The sequence below is a fragment of the Cellulomonas sp. APG4 genome, assembly GCF_009996735.1.
Taxonomy (GTDB): Bacteria; Actinomycetota; Actinomycetes; order Actinomycetales; family Cellulomonadaceae; genus Actinotalea.
The window spans coordinates 146,975-166,832 of record NZ_JAACYI010000003.1 but is presented as its reverse complement, the minus strand read 5'-3'; the positions used below and the strand labels follow the sequence as shown (position 1 = coordinate 166,832).

At 69.6% G+C, this 19,858-nt stretch carries 25 protein-coding genes, 3 tRNA genes and 1 pseudogene; 7 read left to right on the top strand and 22 right to left on the bottom strand.

Annotation, left to right across the window (positions count from 1 at the left end):
• Positions 1 to 7: 7 nt before the first annotated feature.
• The 3 genes from GXB85_RS04140 to GXB85_RS04130 all read right to left on the bottom strand — a co-directional run bounded on the left by GXB85_RS04140 (position 8) and on the right by GXB85_RS04130 (position 1,064).
• Positions 8 to 286, bottom strand: coding sequence for a helix-turn-helix transcriptional regulator (locus GXB85_RS04140; protein ID WP_161916376.1), 279 nt, complete (start codon positions 284 to 286; stop codon positions 8 to 10).
• A gap of 111 nt (positions 287 to 397) precedes the next feature.
• Positions 398 to 470, bottom strand: a tRNA-Asn gene (locus GXB85_RS04135).
• 93 nt (positions 471 to 563) lie between these two features.
• The gene (locus GXB85_RS04130) at positions 564 to 1,064 is read right to left on the bottom strand and encodes a hypothetical protein (RefSeq protein WP_161916375.1); all 501 of its coding nucleotides are present in this window, start codon (positions 1,062 to 1,064) and stop codon (positions 564 to 566) included.
• 88 nt (positions 1,065 to 1,152) lie between these two features.
• Here GXB85_RS04130 and GXB85_RS04125 point away from each other — a divergent pair.
• The 3 genes from GXB85_RS04125 (at position 1,153) to GXB85_RS04115 (ending at position 1,982) form a co-directional block, all read left to right on the top strand.
• A tRNA-Ile gene (locus tag GXB85_RS04125) sits at positions 1,153 to 1,226 on the top strand.
• A 233-nt stretch (positions 1,227 to 1,459) separates the two neighbouring features.
• On the top strand, positions 1,460 to 1,696 hold the full coding sequence (locus GXB85_RS04120) for a hypothetical protein (protein WP_161916374.1): 237 nt from the start codon (positions 1,460 to 1,462) through the stop codon (positions 1,694 to 1,696).
• Between the two features lies 1 nt (position 1,697).
• Entirely contained in the window at positions 1,698 to 1,982 is a 285-nt protein-coding gene (locus GXB85_RS04115; RefSeq protein ID WP_161916373.1) for a WhiB family transcriptional regulator, read from the top strand.
• 75 nt (positions 1,983 to 2,057) lie between these two features.
• Here GXB85_RS04115 and GXB85_RS04110 read toward each other — a convergent pair whose 3' ends face one another.
• The 16 genes and pseudogenes from GXB85_RS04110 to GXB85_RS18740 all read right to left on the bottom strand — a co-directional run bounded on the left by GXB85_RS04110 (position 2,058) and on the right by GXB85_RS18740 (position 12,675).
• Positions 2,058 to 2,525 (bottom strand): DUF4411 family protein, encoded by a 468-nt coding sequence (locus tag GXB85_RS04110; protein ID WP_161916372.1) that lies wholly within the window; start codon positions 2,523 to 2,525, stop codon positions 2,058 to 2,060.
• Complete coding sequence (locus tag GXB85_RS04105) at positions 2,522 to 3,637, bottom strand: ImmA/IrrE family metallo-endopeptidase (protein WP_161916371.1); 1,116 nt, start codon at positions 3,635 to 3,637, stop codon at positions 2,522 to 2,524. Before GXB85_RS04105 ends, GXB85_RS04110 begins: the two co-directional genes overlap by 4 nt.
• 437 nt (positions 3,638 to 4,074) lie before the next feature.
• Complete coding sequence (locus tag GXB85_RS04100; protein ID WP_161916370.1) at positions 4,075 to 4,527, bottom strand: hypothetical protein; 453 nt, start codon at positions 4,525 to 4,527, stop codon at positions 4,075 to 4,077.
• Positions 4,508 to 4,948, bottom strand: a complete 441-nt coding sequence (locus tag GXB85_RS04095; RefSeq protein ID WP_161916369.1) for a hypothetical protein — start codon at positions 4,946 to 4,948, stop codon at positions 4,508 to 4,510. The genes GXB85_RS04100 and GXB85_RS04095 overlap by 20 nt, the downstream gene beginning before the upstream one ends.
• 78 nt (positions 4,949 to 5,026) lie before the next feature.
• Positions 5,027 to 5,524: a hypothetical protein gene (locus tag GXB85_RS04090; RefSeq protein ID WP_161916368.1), complete on the bottom strand. Its 498-nt coding sequence runs from the start codon at positions 5,522 to 5,524 to the stop codon at positions 5,027 to 5,029.
• Between the two features lie 49 nt (positions 5,525 to 5,573).
• The gene (gene xerC, locus GXB85_RS04085) at positions 5,574 to 6,797 is read right to left on the bottom strand and encodes a tyrosine recombinase XerC (protein WP_161916367.1); all 1,224 of its coding nucleotides are present in this window, start codon (positions 6,795 to 6,797) and stop codon (positions 5,574 to 5,576) included.
• Between the two features lies 1 nt (position 6,798).
• Entirely contained in the window at positions 6,799 to 7,608 is an 810-nt protein-coding gene (locus GXB85_RS04080) for a recombinase family protein (RefSeq protein WP_161916366.1), read from the bottom strand.
• 90 nt (positions 7,609 to 7,698) lie between these two features.
• Positions 7,699 to 8,124 (bottom strand): hypothetical protein, encoded by a 426-nt coding sequence (locus GXB85_RS04075; RefSeq protein WP_161916365.1) that lies wholly within the window; start codon positions 8,122 to 8,124, stop codon positions 7,699 to 7,701.
• Between the two features lie 18 nt (positions 8,125 to 8,142).
• A pseudogene (locus GXB85_RS18745) lies at positions 8,143 to 8,280 on the bottom strand (hypothetical protein); the annotation flags it as partial.
• The gene (locus GXB85_RS04070) at positions 8,277 to 8,579 is read right to left on the bottom strand and encodes a hypothetical protein (protein ID WP_161916364.1); all 303 of its coding nucleotides are present in this window, start codon (positions 8,577 to 8,579) and stop codon (positions 8,277 to 8,279) included. The pseudogene GXB85_RS18745 and the gene GXB85_RS04070, both read right to left, overlap by 4 nt.
• 283 nt (positions 8,580 to 8,862) lie before the next feature.
• Positions 8,863 to 10,725, bottom strand: a complete 1,863-nt coding sequence (locus tag GXB85_RS04065) for an AAA family ATPase (protein WP_161916363.1) — start codon at positions 10,723 to 10,725, stop codon at positions 8,863 to 8,865.
• A complete protein-coding gene (locus tag GXB85_RS04060) occupies positions 10,725 to 10,931 on the bottom strand; it encodes a hypothetical protein (RefSeq protein WP_237727956.1) in 207 nt (68 codons plus the stop codon). The genes GXB85_RS04065 and GXB85_RS04060 overlap by 1 nt, the downstream gene beginning before the upstream one ends.
• A 302-nt stretch (positions 10,932 to 11,233) precedes the next feature.
• Entirely contained in the window at positions 11,234 to 11,671 is a 438-nt protein-coding gene (locus GXB85_RS04055; RefSeq protein WP_161916361.1) for a hypothetical protein, read from the bottom strand.
• Positions 11,671 to 11,901: a hypothetical protein gene (locus GXB85_RS04050; protein WP_161916360.1), complete on the bottom strand. Its 231-nt coding sequence runs from the start codon at positions 11,899 to 11,901 to the stop codon at positions 11,671 to 11,673. The genes GXB85_RS04055 and GXB85_RS04050 overlap by 1 nt, the downstream gene beginning before the upstream one ends.
• The gene (locus GXB85_RS04045; RefSeq protein ID WP_161916359.1) at positions 11,901 to 12,137 is read right to left on the bottom strand and encodes a hypothetical protein; all 237 of its coding nucleotides are present in this window, start codon (positions 12,135 to 12,137) and stop codon (positions 11,901 to 11,903) included. Before GXB85_RS04045 ends, GXB85_RS04050 begins: the two co-directional genes overlap by 1 nt.
• A 331-nt stretch (positions 12,138 to 12,468) precedes the next feature.
• Positions 12,469 to 12,675: a helix-turn-helix domain-containing protein gene (locus tag GXB85_RS18740; RefSeq protein ID WP_161916358.1), complete on the bottom strand. Its 207-nt coding sequence runs from the start codon at positions 12,673 to 12,675 to the stop codon at positions 12,469 to 12,471.
• A gap of 373 nt (positions 12,676 to 13,048) precedes the next feature.
• Between GXB85_RS18740 and GXB85_RS04035 the strand changes: the two genes are divergently transcribed.
• Together GXB85_RS04035 and GXB85_RS04030 are read left to right on the top strand one after the other, a co-directional pair.
• Positions 13,049 to 13,126: transfer RNA gene (locus tag GXB85_RS04035), tRNA-Ile, on the top strand.
• Positions 13,127 to 13,249: 123 nt separating this feature from the next.
• Positions 13,250 to 13,849: a hypothetical protein gene (locus GXB85_RS04030; protein WP_161916357.1), complete on the top strand. Its 600-nt coding sequence runs from the start codon at positions 13,250 to 13,252 to the stop codon at positions 13,847 to 13,849.
• A 17-nt stretch (positions 13,850 to 13,866) separates the two neighbouring features.
• Here the strand turns inward: GXB85_RS04030 and GXB85_RS04025 are convergent, their stop codons facing one another.
• Entirely contained in the window at positions 13,867 to 15,363 is a 1,497-nt protein-coding gene (locus GXB85_RS04025) for a helix-turn-helix transcriptional regulator (protein ID WP_161916356.1), read from the bottom strand.
• A gap of 170 nt (positions 15,364 to 15,533) precedes the next feature.
• Here GXB85_RS04025 and aceA point away from each other — a divergent pair, with 170 nt between their 5' ends.
• Positions 15,534 to 16,895 carry an isocitrate lyase gene (aceA, locus tag GXB85_RS04020; protein ID WP_161916355.1) on the top strand — a complete coding sequence of 454 codons (1,362 nt, stop codon included), beginning with the start codon at positions 15,534 to 15,536 and terminating at the stop codon, positions 16,893 to 16,895.
• 17 nt (positions 16,896 to 16,912) lie between these two features.
• Positions 16,913 to 18,586: a malate synthase A gene (gene aceB, locus GXB85_RS04015; protein ID WP_161916354.1), complete on the top strand. Its 1,674-nt coding sequence runs from the start codon at positions 16,913 to 16,915 to the stop codon at positions 18,584 to 18,586.
• On the opposite strand, the gene GXB85_RS04010 is transcribed toward aceB, so the two are convergent.
• Entirely contained in the window at positions 18,537 to 19,367 is an 831-nt protein-coding gene (locus tag GXB85_RS04010; protein ID WP_161916353.1) for a hypothetical protein, read from the bottom strand. The two genes, aceB and GXB85_RS04010, sit on opposite strands and share 50 nt — an antisense overlap.
• A 275-nt stretch (positions 19,368 to 19,642) precedes the next feature.
• Complete coding sequence (locus GXB85_RS04005) at positions 19,643 to 19,846, bottom strand: hypothetical protein (RefSeq protein WP_161916352.1); 204 nt, start codon at positions 19,844 to 19,846, stop codon at positions 19,643 to 19,645.
• Positions 19,847 to 19,858 lie beyond the last annotated feature (12 nt).

Below are 19,858 nucleotides of genomic sequence, written 5' to 3'. Positions count from 1 at the left end.
GTGACGGTCATCGTCCGGCCTCCTCGTCCAGGATCGACAGGACACGGTCCATGAGGTCGGGCGCGCGGACACCGAGCGCAGACGCGATGTCGACGAACTCGGCGAGGCTGAACGAGCGCTTGCCCGTCATGCGCTGCGAGAGCTCGTCAGGGCCGAAGCCCGCGGCGATCGCGCACTCGTTCTGACGCACGCCGAGCTCACGGAGCACGTCTCGGATGGCGCGTGCGGCCGCGGCGTTGACCGCCGCGTCGGCGAGTGCCTCGACAGTGGCTGTGGTGGTGCTCATGGTGGTTCCTCCCGGTGCGGGAGGCCCGTCGTGGTGCACGTGTAGTGCACGCTGGGAACGACTCGGGCCCCTCAGTTAGCGTTTCCGCTGGTGAGGGGCCCGACTCGCTTGCTCCCGCGACTGGACTCGAACCAGTAACCGTCCGATTAACAGTCGGATGCTCTGCCAATTGAGCTACGCGGGATCGCGGGTCGCAATGCTACCCGATGCACGGGGGTGCCTCGCACACCGTCGCGGGCGGTCCGTCACCCACCGGTCAGGGCCGTCCCGGAGCCCGTCAGCGCAGGCCGGCCGCCTCTCGGACGCGTGCCTCGGCGGCGTCGACCGCGGCCGAGGTCGCCGGGTCGGCGAGGTCGACGTCGCCCGTGCCGATCACCTGCGTGAGGAGCTCACCTGCGGGCGTGCGGCGCAGGGCCACCCGCACCGTGCGGCCACCGGGGAGGGCGACGTTCTCCCGGTGCACGACGGACGCCTGCACCTGACCGTGCAGCACGCGCGCGAGCCGCACGTCGCGATCGTCGGCGAGGGGCAGCTCTGTGGCGTGGTGACCGTCGACCCATGTGACGGTGAGTGTCGCCGACTCGGCGTCCAGGCGCGCGCCGTCCACCAGGTGCCAGGGGCGGGCCACCACGGCACCGTCCCGCAGCACGAGGAGCTGCTGCGAGGTGGCCGCCGCCCAGCCGTCGGTCAGCCGCGCGGCCGCGAGCACCCGGCTGCGTGTGTCCAGGCCGAGCTCGGTCCGGGCGTCGTCGGGCAGGCGGGTACGTCGCAGGGGCATGCCTCGAACGTAGCCGGTCGGCGGCGGCCGGGCGGCGTCGCGGCCACGGGATCGGGGCGCGCGGAGCTGCCGGTAGCCTGACGCCCGCGGGCCAGTAGCTCAGCCGGTCAGAGCAGCGGACTCATAATCCGTCGGTCGTGGGTTCAAGCCCCACCTGGCCCACCGTAAAGCCGCAGGTCAGCGCCCGATTCTGCCCGCTAGTGCGTCGGGGCGCACCCTCCGGGACCGCTCGGGGACCGCTTGGCAGGTGTTAGCAGCCCGTAGCAGTGCTGAGCATCGAAGCTGCGCCGACGCCTCGCGCCGCCCTCTGCCTCCCGTGCGCGGCAGGCGTCCCGTTCTGTGTGCTGGTGCCTAGCCCCGCGCGGGAGTGAGCGGGGGAACCGAAAGGCAGCACCATGGACGTCGGCACGCTTGGCACCTACACGATGACCGCCGCAGACGCGGATCTGGTCTACCGCAAGTGGCTCATCACCGGACCCGGCACCGGCACGAACCCGAAGCCCGGCGACGTTCTGCCGGTGCTCGTCGTGGCCGACAACGGGGCGACGGTGAACCTCAAGGTCTTCCTCAACGGCAACGCGGACTTCTGGCTCCCCGGCGTCGACCCGGCCGACGTGACGCCTGCGGCCTGACATGCCGTCGAAGAGCGCCGCGACCACGCCGTTCGTCGCGACGACGTGGCAGCTTCGAGCAGCCTGCCGCGACGCAGACGGTGACTGGGACATCGAACCCAAGGGGCACCCGTCGCCGGCGAACGTCCTCGCGCTGGCGGTGTGCGAGAGCTGCCCCGTGCGGGAGGCGTGCCTCGACTTCGCTGTGGCGACGGAGGGCGCGTGGCCGCGCTGGGGCATCTGGGGCGGCGAGCTGCCCTGGGAGCGCGAGCGCATCACCCGAGTAGGTCGGGGCAACGCCGACTGAGACCGTCGGACGTGGGTGTGGGTAGCCCGGTCGGGCCGTGCCGAATCTAGGCGCACACGAGCGCGCCTGCGGTCCCTAGAACCGCCAGCTCTGACGCCGTGCCAGCTCGAAGAACTTGATGCACTCGACGCTGTGCTCGGCCGCGACGTTCGGCACCTTCTGATTCCGGTCCTCGACGCCGGGCCCTGCCTGACGCTCCTCGGAGACGATCGTGCGGTCGTGCGCGATGGCGTGGGCGATGAGCCACGGGTCGGCGGCGTTCTGCGTCTCGCGGACCCAGCCAGGGTGCTCCGCCGAGATTGCGGCGACTGTGGCGGGCTCGCCAGCGGTCAGGTCGCAGACGAAGCCGGGCAGGTCCTTCGCCCACGTGTGCAGCTCATCTCCGCCGCGCTTGACTTCGACGAGTACCTCGGAGCAGATGCACGCCCACTCCACGTCGACCAGCATCTCTAGGTACTCCCAGAGGGTCGGGAAGATGTCCCGTGGGTACAGGCGGTTCAGGTTGATCAGGATGTTCGTGTCGAGCGTGTACCCGTTGCTCACAGCTCACCCCGCCGATCCATCTCGCTCAGCAGCTTCTCGACCATAGGTACGCGCGCGTCGAGGAGGTAGGACGCGTCGAGCCGGTCGATGCGCGAGTCTTCGAGGGCGTGCAGGACCCCGCGCATGTACTTCTGACCGAGGTTGCGGTACGCGAGCTGCCACTGCGGGGCGAAGCCCTCCCTGTCGGCCTGACGCCGTCGCTCTTCGGCCCAGCGTGCGTCAGATGCACGTCTGACAGCTTCGAGCGCGTCGTCGGAGATGAGGTCGAGCGCGCGCAGTCGCACGGCAGCCGCGAGGCTGCTCACCCCGAAGTGTCTCTCGACGTCGCCGACGAGGTCTCCGGGCTGGGACCTGCGAACGACGGAGAGCACCCGGTCGCGCGGCATCAAGAACTCTGCGCTAAACCGGTTGCACAGAATCTCTTGTTCGGTCGTTTCGAGGGTGAGGCACACCCCGCCGGTCCTATTCGCAAGGTGGCCAACCTCGTGGAATAGCGAGAAAATGCGCGCCGTCTGGGAGTCCGCGCCATTCAGAACGACAAAGGGCAGGCGCTCGTGAAACACCGAGACGGCGCGGAATTCGGCCAGCGCGACGCCGCTGGACTGAAAGACCAGCACTCCGAAGCTCTCGAGAGCAGCGATCCAGTCGTTGAGGCCCGGAGTGTGGGTGGCCTCTGGCAGGAGCGGTGCAAGGGCGCGCCGGAGCTCGGCTGTCCTCTGGGGGATTGTGCTCCACGTGAACTCCGGTAGAGCGAATGGTGCGTCTTGGAGGCCGACCACGTCGAGGTAGTTCTGTCGTCGCCCCTCGGCTCTCTTCAGTTCGCGAAGGACTCCGGGCGACTGCTCCGCATCCTCGTCTCGTCCTCGAAAGTCGGGAGCCCTTGGGATGTCTACTTGCTCCGGCGGGGGCAGGAAGAAGAACGCCACGGTCCGGTCGAGTCTCTTCGCCGTACTGCGGAGCTGGTTCATGGTCGGCTGCTGGTCGCCAGCTTCCCAAGCCGCCACCTGAGCGGGCTTCGTTCCGGCGGCTCGTGCCAGGTCATCGAGGGAGACGTGGAGTGCTTGTCGAGCCCAGGCAAGGGTCGCAGGCACCACAGGGACGCGTACTGCCATGACTCCACCCTCTCGGTATCGGGCTCTACGAACTGTGTCGGCAGCTTCGGGCGCGGACCTGAGCGCACTGAGGGCGACCCTACCGACCGGGCGGCGTCGGCCGTCGGCTCGGCTCGACTGTAGCCGGAGCGGCTGACGCCTTCCCGGCAGCTGAACGGTGCGGTCGATGTCACTTCGACCGGCTGACGGAACCGCCTCGGCCGTTGGTTGAGGAGACGTGCCCGGCCCGTCGACCGCCTTTCCTGCGTCCTGGGCACCCTTCTCCGCACCCGAGGCGTCGATTTCGATTCTGCCTCGGGCCGTACCCAGGTTGTAGTCGGCTATACAGCCACAATGCAGAGTGCGCTACCTCGCGCGCGCGCGCGAGGTTCGACTAGCCGCTACGAATAAGTTGAGGAGCCGCGTCGCCTGGGGCGATCTAGGAAAATCGCTCCGAGCTATCCGAGCATCCCGGCGTACTCGTTGCCGATAACCTGCACGGCCGGATCCCCAGTCTTGACGAAGGAATCGGCCTCATCCATCTCGTCCTTCATTCGTGTCTCGTCGGTCTTGAGGGTCTCCACCTCCGTCCTTTCCGGGATCGAAGCCATCAGAGTGGAAAGGGAGGACGTGAAGTCGAGAGCGCCTCTCTGGCCCGGGTGATAGAACTCGCGGAAGGTTCGAGCGACGCAGAGCCGGGCGTCCACGGAGATTACCTTGACGAAGGTCTTGGGTAGCTCTACGGATCCGAGAACCTCTTTCGTCTCGGGGTCGATGATCTCGTTCCCGCGCCGGTTGAGGATGGCGAAGCGCATACCGACCTCGACGCCTGCGTCGGAGCCACGATTCAGTACCAGTTCACGCGCTGTCAGGATCCGCGCGACCTTCGCCTCAATCCTCGTGTCTGTCATCGCGCTTCTCCTCTATATCCGCCAGAGCCTCGTCGTGAAATTCTCGCCAGTCCTCGATGGCTTGCACTGCGCCCTCCTCGATGAAGCTGAGCTGCGCGCTGACCACTCCGAGTTGCTTCTTGGCATCGCCTGGCGTGCCGGTCTCGTAGCACTGCTCCACGGAGAGTCTCGTCTCGTATGCGCGCCCCGCCATGCTGAAGAGCCGGCGAACGGACGCCCTCGCGAGCGATGGGTCTGCGCGACCAGCGCTGTGGAACCTCGACGCACCGAAGAACTGGAACACGCCAGCCAGGAGCGTAAGCAGCAGCAGGACCAGGGTGTCGGCGGTTCCGCCGAGCAGAGCGATGGCGAGGGTAAGGGCGAAGGCGAGCGCTACGAGCGCACCCGCCTGCGTCGTCGGCTTTCGGACCCAGGCCTTCACGTCAGTGAGACTAGCTGCGCTCTCCGACGCGATCAGGGCGCTTCGGGCCGCGCGTCGGGATCGGGCGAGGGCGGGCGGCTACACGAGTGCAATCGCGCGGACAGCTCTCAGCCACTCCTGCGCGCGTTCGAGAGTACGAACGGTGAGCTCACCTCCCAGGTGCTCCCTGTAGCTGGCCTGCTGGTCGGGCGTGTACTTCGTGGTCTTCGTCGGTTCGGGCAGGTCTTCGAAGGCGACCCACTCGGTGAACGTGCGATAGAGACTGCCGCTCTCGTACAGGGGGAACGTGAGGTAGGAGGGGCCAGCCTGCGCCAAGGCGACCGCTTGGTGCGTCGCGAAGTTCCGTGCGTAGCGCAGGCCAGGTAGAAGCCCGCCATCAGAGTGGCGCGAGCGTTCGGTCTCGTACCAAGCCTCCGGGCGGAGCAGCTCGTCGACCGTCGCGAGCCAGTAGACGCACTCGGCGAGGGAGATGTAGCTCGGACGAAGCCCCTGGGCTGGCTTGTGCCTCTCTAGGGCCTGGTCGAAGCCGTCGAGGGACGCGGCAATGATCTGCTTGCGGTTGATGCGCACGGTCACGAGTACGAGTCGAGCACAGCCGCACGTCGTTCGGTAGGCGCGCTGTAGATCACCGCGCCAGCGGCACGACGTTCGACGGCGAGGCAGCTTCCTGGGCGGCTGCCAACGACGCGTCGAACACGTCGCCCCACTTGCTGTCGTCCTGCTGCCAGGCGTGGGCGTAGGTGCGGAGGACGAGCGTCGCGTTGACGTGCCCGAGGCGCTTGGCAACCTGTACCGGGGTCATGCCGCGCTCGATGCAGAGGGAGGCGTGAAAGTGCCGCAGGTCGTGGAGGCCGATGCCGCCCCTCGTGCGGTGGGTCGGGAGGCCCACGGCCTCGACCGCAGGCGTGAACACGCGCCGCAGGAAGTTGGCGTGGCGGTACGGGTGCGACGTGCCAGCGGCGTCGAGCCAGCCGAACACGTAGTCGTCCGGGCGAAGCTGGGCGACGTGCGCTCCCAGGCCGTCGCAGAGCGCGCGTGGCAGGCCGCTGATTGTGCGGAGCCCCGCGTCGGTCTTCGGAGAGCCGGCGATCTGCCGCCCACCCATCTCGTGCACGACCGACTCGATACGCACGGTTCGGCTGAGGAGGTTCAGGTGCCTCACTCGAAGGCCAGCGATCTCCCCGGCACGGCAGCCGGTGTAGGCGGCGAACATGACGAGGAGCCACCAGCGCTGGTCGTCGTGCGTGCGCAGGTGGTCGATGAGGCGACCCACGTCGCCTTCGGTGAGGACGTACGGCTGCACGGTGCGGAGCTTGGGCGGCCTGACCGACGCCATCGGGTTCGACGCGACGAGCTGCTGGCTCACGGCTTCGTCGAGTACCCGCCGCAGGACGAACGTGACGTGCCGCACCGTGGCGGGTGCCAGGCCGTCGGCGGTGAGGCTCGCGACGAAGCGGCTCAGCTCCTTGTGCGTCAGGCGGTTGACGTTGACGCCGTGGAGAGGCCGGAGTCGCCCGTGCACCAGCAGCTCGTACCCGCGACGAGTGCGCGGCTTGGTCTGCACGACCTGCGGGCTCGCGAGCCAGTCCTCGGCCACGCTGAGGAACGTCGCCTTACCGGCACTCGGCGCGACGAAGCTGCCCTTCTGCTGCGCGCTCTTCGCATTGACCTGAGCCGCGCGGGCTTCGGTCAGGGTGGCGAACATGCCGAGGCTCACGTCCTTGCCGAGCGCGTCCTTGACCCGAACCTCGTACTTCTCGACCTTGCGCCCGTCCTCGTAGCTCCGGGTGATGCGGCGGATGCCGGGAGCGTTCTTGACGGCGGTCTTGGTGACCTTGGGGCGGGCCATCTCAGGCGGTCCTCTCGTGCGATACGTCCGGTTCGGTGGATGCGGTGCTGGCGAGCTGGTCGAGCGCGTGGCCGTGCAGGATGCGGCGAACGCTGCTGGCCGACCAGGCAGCCGCACCGCGCGTCGTGGGCACGCCGTCGGCCGTGAGGGCGCGAGCCACCTGTAGAGGGCTCAGATCGGCGCTGAGGGCCACCACGCGGGCGACCACGGCGTCAGGTGTGGCGCGGGGGCGACCGAGGCGCTGGCCTCGTGCCTTGGCAGCGGCGAGGGCGTCCTTCGTGCGGCTGCCGATCATCTCCCGTTCGAACTGAGCAATCTGGGCGACGAGCCCCGCGACAAGGCGTCCTGTGGGAGTGCCGGTGTCGACCCCGAGGTCAAGGAGCACAACGGCCCAACCCTGCTTCGCCGCGATAGCGAGCGTGTTTGAGAAGTCAACGACGGAACGGCTCAGCCGGTCGAGCTTGGAGCTGACGAGGGCACTCGCCTCCCCGCGCGCCAGCTTCTCGAGCGCAAGGCGCAGGCCCGGACGGTCGAGGTTCTTGGCGCTGTAGCCTTCGTCGGCAATCCACTCGACCTCCCAACCCTGCCGTGCCGCCTCGTCCGAGATGCGGGCGCGCTGAGCCGCGACGCCGAGGCCGCTGTCGGCCTGCTCGGCCGTCGACACCCGTAGGTAGCCGATCACCCGCTGAGCCGTCGTAGACCCGGCCTCGGCCGCTGGGGCGGCTGGCGCGGTCTTGCGCGCTGTGCGTCGGGCGCTGGGGCCGTGAGCGCGTGTGCCGCGCCGCTGGCCCGTGGCAGTGGTGCTGGTCATGCTGGCCTCCCGTAGTGCTTGGGCTCCTGATGACCTCAGGCTCTAGAAGATCGAGCGAGAAGTTCAGCGCGAAGGGGTGGCTTCGCGCCGCTAGTCGCGAACGATCCGCGCCGCACGAGCACGAGGCCGGTCGGAACGCCTGGCGTCGACGGGCACCGCACCAACGACGGGAGGGCTGGGCTCGTCAATCACCTCGGCGTCAACGATGTCCTCGACGGGAGCGGAAGCCTGGTTCGTCAGCTCCGGCACCGTGCCGAGCCGGGTGCTGTAGTCGTGCCTGCGTGTGACCTCCTGGCCGTCGGCGTCCTCGGCCACCACGCCTTCGAGAACGCCGACCCAGGGAGCCACCGTCACGTCGAGCTCGGACTTGGTGCCGATACCCGCGCGGTCGAGGATGGCGGTGGCAGCCTGCCGCCTGTCCGACGGGGAGATGCGGTCGTCGGTCATGATCCTGATGAGGGTCGACACGGCGTCGTCGGCGGCGAGAGCGAGGCGCTCCTTGGCCTTGGCGATCACCTGTGGGGCGGCTCCGCCGTGCATCCGACAGACCGCAGCTCCCTGTACGGGTGAGTTGTTGCATGGCTCTCCTGTCCGCACGCTTCGAGCAGCGCACTTCTGCGGCGACGGCAGGAGACCCTTCTCTTGACGCCGCTTCCTGTTCCCCTTGCTCATCGCTCGGCCCCTTCCTCGACGAACTCACGATCTGCCACGTACTCGACCCACCGGGCCTCGTGGTGCCGGTTCTCCGCGAGCGACGGCACGAAAGACCCCGCCACGGACGGGACCTGGCACGGGCACCCGCAGGCGACGTCCGCCGTTGTGAACCGCTCTGCGACTCCAAGAACTGAGAGCGAGCGGTTCAGGCACTTGTCGTGGTCCGCCCCTGCCCTCTCCGTGCATCGTCCGCACACGGGCTCTGTCCTGAGGACCCTTCTCAGGACGAAGGCGTTCTTCTGGTCGTAGCTACTCATCACTTCTCTCCTCTCGACTGCTGCTTGAAGCTGCTCTGTGGGCCGATGGCACCCGACGCCCCAGACCCGATGCCCCTATAGGGCTGGGGCATTGGGGCACTGCGTGCCCCCAAATGCCTGCCCAGGGGCACCGGACGCCCCGTGGGACGCCCATGCGGGGCATCGGGTCTTTCCCCTGGTAGAAGGCAGAATCGGCCGGACGCCCCGGGGACCCGCGTCCCATGTGGGGCATCGGGCCGCCACACAACGCCCCGCCGGGGCATCGGGTCCCCGCCGCAGGGGCCTACACATCGGCGTGCCCGGTGATCTTCTCGACGTCCGCGACGAGCACCGTCGTCGTTCGCTTGCGGCCCGAGGAGTCCTTGCCCTCGACGTTGTTCGGCACGATCCAGCCCTTGTCGAGCAGGGCGTTGATGGCGTCCTCGCGCTTCTCCTGGCGACCGGTCATGAGCTTCCGTAGGTCTGTCCGGGTCAGCCCTTCCGGCTTGTCCTTGAGGATTTGGAGCGCCTTGGCCTCCTGGCTCGATGCGTCACGCCGGGCCGTTCCAGCCCCGCCACCATTCGACGGGCGCACGTCCCACTTCACGACGCCGTCGTGCTCGCCGGTGTCGTCATCGAACGCGCCCAGGTGCCAGTCGACTTCCCAGGTGCGTCCGCCCCATTGCCGCGAGCCGAACTCCACTTCGAGGTAGAAGTCGCCTTGTTCGACCTGAGCCGGCGAGCGGTGCCGCTGGAGAATCCACGAGTCGGCCCACTGGCTCATGCCGACCTGGGCAATGGAGTCCAGATCGAGGGCACCGGAGCCCGTCTTCTTGAAGTGGTCCGCCACGACGAACGCAGCTTCGCGGCCCAGCAGCCCATTGAGCTCCGTGAGCATCTGGCCCCGGGAGTAGAGGTTCTGCGCCTCGATGTCGTGCGGGTGGAAGGCGTAGAGCGGGTCAAGCATCACGAGGCCGGGCTGGAAGGTGTCGAGGGCCGCGCTGACGGCGTCCTGCCATTCGGGCGTATCCGCCGGGGCCGGGTCGAACGTCATGAACAACGGCAGGTCTTCGAGCGGCAGACCCATCGCCTCTGCGATGCGCTGCAGACGACGAGCCGACGGACCTTGCCCGCCTTCCCCCAGCAGGTAGAGCACGGTTCGTGGAGCGGGGACGGAGAACTGATCGAACATCGGTGTGCCGCTCGCCACGGCGAGAGCCATGTGCATCAGGTTGTACGTCTTGAGGGTCTTCTTCTCCCCGCCCAGCACCCCGAAGCCAGTCGTCGGCCAGACGCCCTTGACCAGCCACTCCATCGGCGGCACAGGGGCAGCCAGGTCGGCCGCAGACACCACAACGAAGCGCGGTCGGCCCGTAGGCGCACGCGGCGGATCTGCGGGCTCGTACGGCACCAGGGCCTTGAGCCCGTACCCGGCATCCAGGTGGTCAACTACGTCGTCCTTCTCGCCCGTCGTGGCGGACTGCACGAAGCGGAGGCGCTTGGCGACGGGGGCCACGTCGGCGGCAACCTTCGCGGCCCAGTCCTCGCCAGCTTCGTCGCGGTCTACGACCACCACCACGTCACGACGAGCCAGAGGGTCGGCGTAGCACGGTCGCCAGTTCGCTGCGCCGTTGCAGTGCGACACCGCGACCCCGCGCTTGCCACGTTCGCGCAGCCACGCGTTGAGCCGGTCGGCGTTCCCCTCACCTTCGACCAGATAGACCTTGTCGTCGGGACGCTCAAGCAGAAGGTGCTCGTTGTAGAGAGGGAGCGCACCGAGCTTCCGCAGGATGCGGTCCTGCGCACCCTGCGGCGTACAGGTGTAGCGCTTGCCGGGGACGCCGCTCTCTTCACGGCGGACTTGGGTGAAGAGCACCCGGTCGGGCTTCGTCGGGGAGCGGTACTCGTACCGACCGGTGACTCTCGTCTCGCCCTTCTTGCGGTCATAGAGGTCGCTCATCTTCAGGCCGAGGGCCTTCACGACAGCCTCCGTCGCACAACCTGCGAAGCACGCCATGACGACGCCCTTCTCGCCCTGTGCCACGCTCAGTGAGGGCTTGACGTCCTCATGCGCGGGGCAAAGGACCTTGCCGATGTCTTCGCCGTGCTCGATGCCCAGCCGATCCAGCGCGCCAGCGACCTTCTCCATCGCCGTCGCGCGAGCCATCAGCCCTCACCGCCTCGGTACGCGTCGAGGCTGAAGAGCTGGCCGAGCTCGCCGGCCTCTACTTCGACGAACTCGTGAAGCCGCGTCATGCGGCCGAATCTGAACTCGCCAGCGTGGGAGTGGAGCAGCGCCATGAAGAGCCAGGGTCGCGCCTGCTCGCGTGGCAGGAAGGGGAAGTCCCCGTACCGCTCTATCTCTTCACCCATCCGGTCGAGAACGACGGTCAAGGTCTGCACGTGTCGCGACGCGCTGTAGAGCGCTGCCCGAAGTGCCACCAGACCGCGACACGCTGCGGTCTTGGAGACCAGGCAGCACGGCTTCGGCTCGGGCCATTCCTTCGAGAAGTGAAAGTCCCATCGGATAGCGATGGGAAGAGGGGCTTGTCCTAGTGCCAGCCCTGAAGCGTTCCCTACCATTGCTGTAGACCTCCCACGGTCTGGCTTGTCCTCGCTTGTCGCGCTAAAGGTGAGCCCCGACTGAGAGCTTCCTCAGCCGGGGCTCACCGACGTCACCCGTAGAGGCCGGGGCGGTCGGCCTGGAGGGCCGGGTACCGCTGGAAGATCGCGTCGGCCTCCGCGTTGGGGTCGGCCGCGATGCGGTCCTGGTTGGCCGTCTGCTTCCGCAGGTCGACGGCGAGCTGCGTCAGCTCGCGGAGGCGCTTCCGAGACGAGGCGAGGGTCTTCTGAACCTCGTCGGTCGTCGCGCCGTAGCTCAGCAACCGCCGCTCGGTCTCGCGGACCTGGGAGCTGAGGGTCTCCGCCTCGTCGATCACCTCGTTTGCCCGCTGCGCCGTCCGAGCGCGAGCCGAGGCAGTGCCCTCCATGATGATCTGGGCGTCCTTCTGCAGCAGGTAGTCGCAGCGGTTCTCGAGCCGCTTGACCTCGGCAGGAGAGATGTCGGGCCGCTGCATCTGCTGGGCGAGCTCTTCGTCGTAGTGGTATGTCATCAGAGCTCACCCACCCTGCCGTCGAGCGCCGGGTACCGCTGACGCAGGGTGGCCTCGTCGGCGGCCGAAGCGCGCTGGTTCAGCGCGTCCAGCTTCTGCCCGCGCTCAGCAGCGGCGAGGAGCGTGTCCTCCGCCTCGGCCATCTCCTTGTTCAGCCGCGCAAGCGTCCCCTCCAGTCGGTCGTTCGGAACGGGAGCCCACTCGGGCTTGTGGTTCTTGTCGGTCAGCATCAGTCCTCGTCCTCCTGCTTCTCGTCGTTGATCTCGTCGTCGGGTTCGGTCGCCTCGTCGTCGCTGTTGATCTCGTCGTTGACGTCGAGCATCGCGGCGTTCTCGGCCTGCTCGACGGTCTGGTTCACAAATGCGTCGAGAATGCTGCGAGCGAATGACGCCCACGAGACCCCGAGCAGCTTCGCCATCGTGGTCAGAGCGTCGTGCGTCTCGTGGCTGAGGTACACCGTCTTCATCACGGGATACTCGGGACCGTTTGGCTTTCGAGGTCGAGCCATTCCCATTCCTCCTTGGGCTGAGTTTGCGCGCATTGCCGCACACCTTCAGTTTGGCACTTCTGCTAATGCGTCTGGGCGACGCATTCCCTTACCGTGGAGGAGGAAATGGGTTCGAGAGGTTCGGCGGGTCATCATCGACCTGCTTCCAATGGCCGACTCCTCGACCTCGCAGCCGCGGAGGGCGAGGTCGAGGCCGCCGAGGGCGTTGACCTCCTCCAGCGGGGCGTCGGTTGAGAACCGCAGCAGTGCGTCGTCGAAGCTGGGGTCGGCTCGCTCGCCTCGCGGCGCTTCATCGCTGCACAGTCCCGCGAGCGATGAGCGCGTCGAGAGAGCTGGCGGTTACTCGGACAGCCCCGCCGATGCGAACGCTGGTGAGCTCTCCTCGGTAGCGCAGGCGTCGGGCGGTCGCGATGCTCACGCCGAGGCGCTGGCAGACGGCGCGGTCATCGAGGAGGACGTCGCCCTCCACGGGGCGGCTGGTGATCTTGCGAGGCATCTCGGCTCCTGGGGCTCAGAGAGCTGGCCCAGGAACAACGAAGCCCAGGACCAGCCCCCTCATTGGGGTGGGGTCCTGGGCTTCCAGGGATGCAGGCGGGCTCAGGTTCAGGACCTGACCGGGACACCGTGCGCGTCGAGCGCCTCTCACGGCCACCTAGCGGGGCGGGTCAGCCTCTCGGCTGCCGCCCCTGGTTGTGGCCGCAACGCTACGGGCAGATCAGCCCTGAGGGCAATCGGGCTGTGTGCATCGCCCCGGATCGCGTCTCGGGACCACTTGGGGACCGCCGCAGCCTGCTCAGGGCTGACAAGCCCTGAGTGCCGCTGAGTAGCAAGAAGGTCTCGATGACCTGCGGTTACGCTGTGAGCGAGCAGGCCAGTCGGGTGCCCCAGATCACGTGAGCAGCGGACTCATAATCCGTCGGTCGTGGGTTCAAGCCCCACCTGGCCCACCGTGCTTTCTCCTGCGTCGGTTGATCCTTGACACCTGCAGCTCGTGTCCGACGCATGCCGCACACGCCCCTGGTGCGCCCGAGATGTCCGGGTCTACCGTGCATGCGAGGGAGGTGGGTGCGATGGCGGGACTCACTGACGACGAGGTCGCGAAGGTGCGAGCCCTGCTCGAGGCGCAGGACGCGGGCGGGGGGTACCAGAAGGTCGAGGGCGTGGAGTGGGTGCCCGTCTACGACAAGGCGGGGGTCGAGGGGCAGATCTCCACCTGGCGCCGGGTCGGAGGCTGGGCGGCTGGGGCCGTGGCCCTGCTCGCGGCGCTCATGGCGGTGCTGCCCGTGGGTGACGGTCACGAGCTGGGGATCCTCGCCGTGGCGGGCGCTGTGGCGGCCGGCCTGCTGCTGCTCGGCGCCGGCGTGGGCCTGATGGCCGGCGAGGCGTTGCGTGCGGAGAAGGTGGTCGCCAGGGTCCCCGACGCCGACGTCAGGGTCCGCGCCCTCTCCGACGACGCCACGGTGAGCGGGTCCTTCCTCGAAGGTGCCTTGACGTCCCTGGGTGAAGGGCTCAAGGGACTGACGGCGGCGCGAGCACTCGTGTTCGCCGGAGCGTTCCTGCTCGCCGTCGCCGCCGTGGCTGGTGGGGTCGCGGGGACGGGTGCCGCCGGGGACGGCTCGGGTGGCGGTCCCACGCCGACACCGTCGCCGAGCGTCACCACCGAGCTCTGACCCGGCGCTTCGCCGCATCAGTCCGTCGGTCGCACGGGGGAGTGGCGGTCGAGGAAGGTGAAGACCTCGGTCTCGTCGACGCCCGGGAACGCACCCGTGGGCAGCGCCGCGAGCATGCTCGCGTGCGGTCGCGCGCTCGGCCAGGCGCGCCCCTGCCAGCGGTCGGCCAGGGCGACGGGCGGACGCCGGCAGCAGTCGGGCTCGGGGCAGCGCGACTGCGCGCGCTCGGTGGTCTCGCGCCCCTGGAACCAGCGCACCTGCGCGAACGGCACTCCCACGCTCACCGAGAACTCGCCGTCGGCCGAGCCCTGCACACGTGACGTGCACCAGAACGTGCCCGACGGCGTGTCCGTGTACTGGTAGTAGGGCGAGAACCGGTCCTCGATGTCGAAGACCACGCGCGCCGTCCAGCGCCGGCACACGGGCTGACCCTCGATCGCGCCCAGCGGATCGCTCGGGAAGCTCACGCCGTCGTTCTCGTAGGCCTTGTGGAGCGTGCCGCTCTCGTGGACCTTCATGAAGTGCACCGGGATGTCGAGGTGCCGCGTCGCGAGGTTGGTGAACCGGTGCGCCGCGGTCTCGTAGGTGACGGCGAAGGCGTCGCGGAGGTCCTCGACCGAGAGCCGCCGCGCGGCCTTCGCCTCGGCGAGCATCGCGACGGCGCCCTCCTCGGGCAGCATGAGGGCGGCCGCCAGGTAGTTGGTCTCGACACGCTGCCGCAGGAAGTCGCCGTAGTCGCGGGGTTCGCGGTGCCCCAGCACGTGGCTCGCGAGGGCCTGCAGCAGCGGCGAGCGCGGGTCGCCGCCCGGGCTCAGGGCGTGCGGCAGGTAGATGCGCCGGTGCTCGAGGTCCGTCACCGAGCGCGTCGAGTGCGGCAGGTCGTGCACGTAGTGCAGCGTGAAGCCCAGGTGAGCGGCGATCTCGGCGGTCCCGCGCTGGGACAGCGGGCCACCAGGGTGCCCGACGGCGGCCAGCAGGTGCCGCGCATGCTCCTCGAGGTCGGGGAAGTAGTTGTCCTGGGCGCGCATGGTCGCGCGCAGCTCGGCGTTCGCGCGGCGAGCCTCCTCGGGTGTCGCGGCCTTCTCGGTGAGCAGTCGCTGCAGCTCGTCGCCGAGTCGCACGAGCGCCTCGAGCGCGTCGGTGGGCAGCGACCGCCCCACCTTGACCGACGGCAGCCCGAGGGCCGAGTAGAGGGGGCCGCGCTGCGCACGCTCGAGCGCGACCTCGAGCGCCGCCCGGCGCGACGGTGGCTCGGGGGCGAGCAGCTCGGTGAGCGGGACCCCGAGCGCCCCCGCGAGACGCCGCAGCACCGAGACCTTCGCCTCGCGGTGACCGTTCTCGAGCATCGAGATCTGGGACGGCGCGCGCCCGACGGCGGCGCCGAGCTCCTCGAGGGTGAGTCCGCGTGCGGTGCGTAGGTGGCGGATGCGTCGACCCAGGACGAGCGCGTCGGCGAGCTCGGGCGTGTCGGCCTCGGCCCCCGTGGGGCGCGGGACGCGGTCGGTGAGTGCCATGCGTCCACGCTGCCAGGGCCTCGCTCGGCCGCCCACCTTCTGCGCAGAAGAAGAATCCCGATTCTTCACGCGATCCGGCCCATGAAGAGCGCTCAGGGTTCCCCCACGGTGGAGGTGCACCGTCCGTCGCGACCGGCACCTGCCGGTCCGGGAACCCAGGAGGACACGCCATGAGCACGACGACGACCCGCCCGACCACGACGTCGCCCGCCGGCGACGCGCGCGCCGCTGCCGCGGGCGCCGTCGTCCGCCCGGGCGACCAGGTGCAGACCGCCGAGGAGCTCGAGCGCTCGTGGCGCGGTGCGCGCTGGGCCGGCGTGCGGCGGGACTACTCCGCGCACGACGTGCTCGCGCTGCGCGGCTCGGTGCGCGAGGAGCACACGCTCGCGCGCCGCGGCGCCGAGCGGCTCTGGGAGCTGCTGCACAGCGAGGACTGGGTGCCCGCCCTCGGCGCGCTCACCGGCAACCAGGCCGTGCAGCAGGTGCGCGCGGGCCTCAAAGCGATCTACCTCTCGGGCTGGCAGGTCGCGGCCGACGCGAACCTCTCGGGTCAGACGTACCCCGACCAGAGCCTGTACCCGGCCAACTCGGTGCCTGCCGTGGTGCGCCGGATCAACAACGCCCTTCTGCGCGCGGATCAGGTGGAGCACGCCGAGCAGGGGCGCTCGACGCGCGAGTGGCTCGTGCCGATCGTCGCCGACGCCGAGGCCGGGTTCGGCGGCCCGCTCAACGCCTACGAGCTCATGAGCTCGATGATCGCTGCCGGGGCGGCGGGCGTGCACTGGGAGGACCAGCTCGCGGCCGAGAAGAAGTGCGGGCACCTGGGCGGCAAGGTGCTGGTGCCCACCTCGCAGCACGTGCGCACGCTGAGCGCCGCACGACTGGCCGCCGACGTCGCCGGGGTGCCGAGCCTGATCGTGGCGCGCACCGACGCCCTCGCGGCGGACCTGCTGACCTCCGACGCGGACCCGCGAGACCACGCGTTCCTCACGGGCGAGCGCACCGCGGAAGGGTACTTCCGCGTGCGGCCCGGCCTGGACGCCGTCGTCGCCCGTGCCGGTGCCTACGCGCCCTACGCCGACCTGCTCTGGGTCGAGACCTCCGAGCCCGACCTGGTGCTCGCGCGCGAGTTCGCCGAGCGCATCCACGCCGAGCACCCGGGCAAGCTGCTCGCGTACAACTGCTCGCCGTCGTTCAACTGGCGTGCGCACCTCGACGACGCGACGATCGCGCGCTTCCAGCGCGAGCTCGCGTCCTACGGCTACGCGTTCCAGTTCATCACCCTGGCCGGTTTCCACGCGCTCAACCACTCGATGTACACGCTCGCCCGCGGCTACGCCGAGCGCGGCATGAGCGCCTACGTCGATCTCCAGGAGGCCGAGTTCGCCTCGGAGGCCGACGGCTACACGGCCACCCGCCACCAGCGCGAGGTGGGCACGGGCTACTTCGACCGCGTGGCGACCACGCTCAACCCCGCGAGCACGACGACGGCCATGGCCGGTTCCACCGAGACCGCGCAGTTCACGCGATGAGGAAGGACGGGACGACGATGAGCACCACCACCGACACGTCCACCCGCACGAGCGGGCCCACCACGGGCGAGCTGCGCGCCGTCGGCCCGCGCATCGAGGTCCTCGGACCGCAGGTGCCGGGGAGCGAGCATGTCCTCACGCCCGAGGCGCTCGCCTTCGTCACCGAGCTGCACGTGGAGTTCTTCGCGCGGCGCAACGAGCTGCTGCACGAGCGGCAGCGCAGGCGTGCGCGCATCTCCGCGGGTGTCGACCCGGACTTCCTGCCCGAGACCGCGCACGTGCGTGCCGACCCGGGCTGGCGCGTCGCGGGTGCGGGACCCGGCCTCGAGGACCGTCGCGTCGAGATCACGGGCCCCACGGACCGCAAGATGACGATCAACGCCCTCAACTCCGGCGCCCGCGTCTGGCTCGCGGACCTCGAGGACGCGACCTCGCCCACGTGGGAGAACGTCGTCGGCGGTCAGCACAGCCTGTACGACGCGATCCGCGGACAGGTCGACTTCACCAGCCCCGAGGGCAAGGAGTATCGCGTCGGGGCGACGACTCCGACGATCGTCATGCGTCCCCGGGGGCTGCACATGGCCGAGAAGCACCTGCGCTTCGTCGACCGCTCGGGGCAGGCGTGCGCCACGTCGGCGAGCCTCGTCGACGCCGGCCTCTACGCGTTCCACAACGCGCGCGCGCTCGTCGAGGCCGGCCGTGGTCCGTACTTCTACCTGCCCAAGCTCGAGAGCCATCTCGAGGCGCGGCTGTGGAACGACGTCTTCGTCCTCATGGAGGAGCGGCTCGGCCTGAGGCGTGGGACGGTCCGGGCGACCGTGCTCATCGAGACGATCACGGCGGCGTTCGAGATGGAGGAGATCCTCTACGAGCTGCGCGAGCACTGCGCTGGGCTCAACGCGGGACGGTGGGACTACATCTTCAGCATCATCAAGACCTTCCGCGACCGTGGCAGCCGGTTCGTGCTCCCGGACCGCGGGCAGGTCACCATGGCCGTCCCCTTCATGCGCGCCTACACGGAGCTGCTGGTGGCGACCTGCCACCGCCGAGGCGCCCATGCGATCGGCGGGATGTCGGCCTTCATCCCGAACCGGCGTGACCCCGAGGCGACCGAACGCGCCCTCGCCCAGGTACGCGCCGACAAGGAACGCGAGGTGGCCGCGGGCTTCGACGGTACGTGGGTCGCGCACCCGGACCTGGTGCCGGTCGCACGCGAGGTGTTCGACGCGGTCCTGGGGGAGCGGCCGCACCAGGTGAGCAGGCTCCGGGAGGACGTGCAGGTGCGCGCCGCGCAGCTGCTCGACGTGCGCTCGGCTGGTGGTCAGGTGACCGATGCGGGCGTCCGCGGCAACGTCTCGGTGGGTCTGCGGTACCTCGAGTCGTGGCTGCGCGGCACCGGAGCCGCGGCGATCGACGGGCTCATGGAGGACGCCGCGACGGCGGAGATCTCCCGGTCCCAGCTGTGGCAGTGGATCCACCAGGGCGTGCGAACGGTCGAGGGCACGCCCGTGACGGCGGCACACGTCGAGGCGGTCCTCGAGGAGGTGCTGGCCGCGCAGCCGCGCACGGAGGTCGACCGGTTCGATGACGCCGCGCAGATGCTGCGCGAGGTCGCGCTCGGCGAGGACTACCCGACCTTCCTCACCCTCGGCGCGTACGCGCGCCACCTGGTGCGACCGGCTCGGCGCTGAGCTCTCCCGGCTCGGCGGCCTCGGGTGCGTCCGTCCCGCGGTGGGGCGGGACGGACGCACCCGCGACGTCGTGGCTGAGCACCACCGCGCGCCGTCCACCGCCGTCGAGCGTGAGGCGCAGCATCCCGAGGAGGACTGCGAGGACGACCAGGCACCCGGTCATCTCGAGGCCCTCCTCGCCGGCCGTGACCAGGTTGTACGCGAGCGCGATGCCGTCCTCGCGTGCGACCCAGCCCGAGATCGCCTCGACGCCCAGCGCGCCTGCGACGTAGAGGGCGGCTCCGACGATCACACCGACGCGCGCACGCCCGGGCAGGCCGCGGACCCACAGCACGACGGCCACCACGAGGCCGAGGGCCAGCAGTGCTCCGGGCATGAGCCATGCGTAGGTCGGCAGATCGAGCCCGGTCGCGTCCGACATCACGACGCCGACGGTGCGGAGCTTCTCGTGCCAGCCCAGCAGCTCGTCGGCGGCCATGGCCGACGCCGCGAGCGCAGCGACGACCCACCGCAGACGGCCCGTACGCGGCCCCAGAGCCCCGAGCGCGACGCACGTGAGCGCGATCGCGAGCAGCAGCGAGGCGTTCCACAGCGTGGGTGCGTTCGCCTCACGGTTCACGTCGAAGTTGCCGGTCCAGAAGTTCCGTTCGAGCGGGTCGTACACGAGCTTGGCGATGACGTTGACGGTCAGCAGCGCGCCGGTGACGGCCGCGAGGAACCCGATGAACGGACGCAGGTCCAGGCGTTCGTCGGGCACGCGGTCGAAGGTGCGGTCAGTCACGTGACTCCTTCGTCGGCGAAGCGGCCGGAGGCGCCGCGCGGAGGGGTGGGTGGCGTCGGTGACGCGTCGTCGTGGCGTGGCAGCGCGACGACAGGCCGTCGTTCGGCACGGTCGGACCCCACGCCACCCCCTGGACACCTGGCCGTCACCGGGCGGTCACCCGCCGGACGCCTGACTCTAGGGGACGCCCCCCAGTACGTGGGCGTGACAGCCCGGTCGCGTCGACGTGGGCCGCAGGCCCGAGGCCGCGGCGCGCGACGAGGGCGCAGGACAGGTCAGGCGGGACCGGAGAGCATGGCCGACGCGAGGAAGCCCAGCGACCCGACGGCGAGCGCGGCGACCGCGAGACGGAACACGCGCCGCTCGTCGTCGGCCCGGCCCGCCTGCCCGTGCCGGAAGGCCAGCACGAGCAGCGCTGCTCCGCCGAGCGTCAGCAGCCCGCCCAGCACCACGGCCACGGTCGTCAGGAGCTCGGTCACGCGGTCAGTCTG

Coding starts and splice junctions, on each gene's coding strand:
- GXB85_RS04140 (WP_161916376.1), bottom strand. CDS start 286: ATGAGCACCACCACAGCCACTGTCGAGGCACTCGCCGACGCGGCGGTC.
- GXB85_RS04130 (WP_161916375.1), bottom strand. CDS start 1,064: ATGCCCCTGCGACGTACCCGCCTGCCCGACGACGCCCGGACCGAGCTC.
- GXB85_RS04120 (WP_161916374.1), top strand. CDS start 1,460: ATGGACGTCGGCACGCTTGGCACCTACACGATGACCGCCGCAGACGCG.
- GXB85_RS04115 (WP_161916373.1), top strand. CDS start 1,698: ATGCCGTCGAAGAGCGCCGCGACCACGCCGTTCGTCGCGACGACGTGG.
- GXB85_RS04105 (WP_161916371.1), bottom strand. CDS start 3,637: ATGGCAGTACGCGTCCCTGTGGTGCCTGCGACCCTTGCCTGGGCTCGA.
- GXB85_RS04100 (WP_161916370.1), bottom strand. CDS start 4,527: ATGACAGACACGAGGATTGAGGCGAAGGTCGCGCGGATCCTGACAGCG.
- xerC (WP_161916367.1), bottom strand. CDS start 6,797: ATGGCCCGCCCCAAGGTCACCAAGACCGCCGTCAAGAACGCTCCCGGC.
- GXB85_RS04080 (WP_161916366.1), bottom strand. CDS start 7,608: ATGACCAGCACCACTGCCACGGGCCAGCGGCGCGGCACACGCGCTCAC.
- GXB85_RS04070 (WP_161916364.1), bottom strand. CDS start 8,579: ATGAGTAGCTACGACCAGAAGAACGCCTTCGTCCTGAGAAGGGTCCTC.
- GXB85_RS04065 (WP_161916363.1), bottom strand. CDS start 10,725: ATGGCTCGCGCGACGGCGATGGAGAAGGTCGCTGGCGCGCTGGATCGG.
- GXB85_RS04060 (WP_237727956.1), bottom strand. CDS start 10,931: ATGGGTGAAGAGATAGAGCGGTACGGGGACTTCCCCTTCCTGCCACGC.
- GXB85_RS04055 (WP_161916361.1), bottom strand. CDS start 11,671: ATGACATACCACTACGACGAAGAGCTCGCCCAGCAGATGCAGCGGCCC.
- GXB85_RS04050 (WP_161916360.1), bottom strand. CDS start 11,901: ATGCTGACCGACAAGAACCACAAGCCCGAGTGGGCTCCCGTTCCGAAC.
- GXB85_RS04045 (WP_161916359.1), bottom strand. CDS start 12,137: ATGAAGACGGTGTACCTCAGCCACGAGACGCACGACGCTCTGACCACG.
- GXB85_RS18740 (WP_161916358.1), bottom strand. CDS start 12,675: ATGCCTCGCAAGATCACCAGCCGCCCCGTGGAGGGCGACGTCCTCCTC.
- GXB85_RS04030 (WP_161916357.1), top strand. CDS start 13,250: ATGGCGGGACTCACTGACGACGAGGTCGCGAAGGTGCGAGCCCTGCTC.
- GXB85_RS04025 (WP_161916356.1), bottom strand. CDS start 15,363: ATGGCACTCACCGACCGCGTCCCGCGCCCCACGGGGGCCGAGGCCGAC.
- aceA (WP_161916355.1), top strand. CDS start 15,534: ATGAGCACGACGACGACCCGCCCGACCACGACGTCGCCCGCCGGCGAC.
- aceB (WP_161916354.1), top strand. CDS start 16,913: ATGAGCACCACCACCGACACGTCCACCCGCACGAGCGGGCCCACCACG.